The 347-nt window shown below is 62.0% G+C and carries 1 protein-coding gene; it reads right to left on the bottom strand.

What is annotated here, in order from left to right; all coding sequences use genetic code 11:
• Positions 1–303: hypothetical protein (locus Q4563_RS17555; protein ID WP_303605411.1), on the bottom strand; the 303-nt coding region annotated here is incomplete at its 3' end.
• Positions 304–347 lie beyond the last annotated feature (44 nt).

Genomic DNA, 347 nt, shown 5'->3' with positions numbered 1-347 from the left:
GGCTATGTCACTCCCCAGCTGCACGAACTCTGGCACGCCCCATCCGAGCGCGTGCAATTGCTGGCGCGATTCGGCGCTGTTGACTCCGGTACGATAGCCCAGGTGGTGCCAGGGAGGCTGTTGATACTGCTGACGGATCAGGGCACCCCGACCGCTGGCGGTATGAGCGGCAATATCAGCACCATTCTGCCGAGTAGGTGGCAGATAACCCGCTACAGAGGCACCGTTGGCGACGCGCTGCGCGGTACTGGTGCTGGTATAGCGGCAGATTATCTGGCTGACAAGCGCGGGCACATAGCTCATACGGAAAATGGCCCGGCCGATTTAGGACGCCAGAACGGCACGGC

It is taken from the genome of Gilvimarinus sp. 1_MG-2023 (genome assembly GCF_030548285.1).
Note: the sequence above shows the minus strand (reverse complement) of the source record. Positions and strands in the feature narration are given on the sequence as shown.